This is a genomic window from Aeromonas sp. HMWF015 (assembly GCF_963878965.1).
Taxonomy (GTDB): Bacteria; Pseudomonadota; Gammaproteobacteria; order Enterobacterales; family Aeromonadaceae; genus Aeromonas; species Aeromonas veronii.
The window spans coordinates 373-1,172 of sequence record NZ_CAWNZT010000319.1 but is presented as its reverse complement, the minus strand read 5'-3'; the positions used below and the strand labels follow the sequence as shown (position 1 = coordinate 1,172).

1 protein-coding gene is annotated in these 800 nt (G+C 33.9%); it reads left to right on the top strand.

Translation table 11 applies throughout. The features are described from left to right. Positions 1–800 (top strand): hypothetical protein (locus tag AACS18_RS23565; protein WP_219927980.1); only part of this gene is annotated, 800 nt, incomplete at both ends.

Here is an 800-nt window from a genome sequence, read left to right as displayed (position 1 = left end):
GACCTGAAGTCTTATTCTAAAGTTACAATAGAGAAAAAACATAGCAAAGGTATATTAGAGGCTGTGGAAAGTCTTGGGCAGCAAGTTGAATGTGCTAAGTTAAGTAATGAATGGCAGAAAATGTATTTGAAGAATAAATCTAGTAACTTCAATGTCCATGGAATGTTGTTCATTTATAATCATGATAATGAATATGACTCTGAGCTGTTTGAGAGAATTCCTAACGTAGAAAAAGCTAGATTTCCCTTACCTGATACATCGTTAATAGCTATCTTTTCACCTCGGCTTATTAGGTTTTTACTTGATGTCACCGAGAATATAGAAGCGCGTAGAAATATTGATGGCCGTGCGACTCAACAGAAAGAATTACTATGGCAAAAAATACCAGACTACACATTATGCTCATTCTTTTATCCAGATAAACACAATAAATTTGTAGCTAGAGATAAAAATCTTCCTGCCTCACTAGAGATGATTACATCTGGAATGCTTTTTTATTCTTATGAACATAATTTTCTACGTGCGGATACCGAAGATGGGGAACGCATAACTAAACACATTCTGAACATTTATTGGCAAGAAGACATTAATACAGAAGAGCATTTCATATTTCTTTTGGAATATATATTTAACTATCAATTGCTTCATCAATTTGATCGGATCTACATCATTACCCCTTTCTCATCTGCTTCTGGTGATTACCTTGAGGAAGCGATAAAGTCTTATGCACAATTATATTCATTTACTACTTCTCAACTTGAATTGGTTAATGAGAGAGTAAAATCTCTGCCATTTGTCAA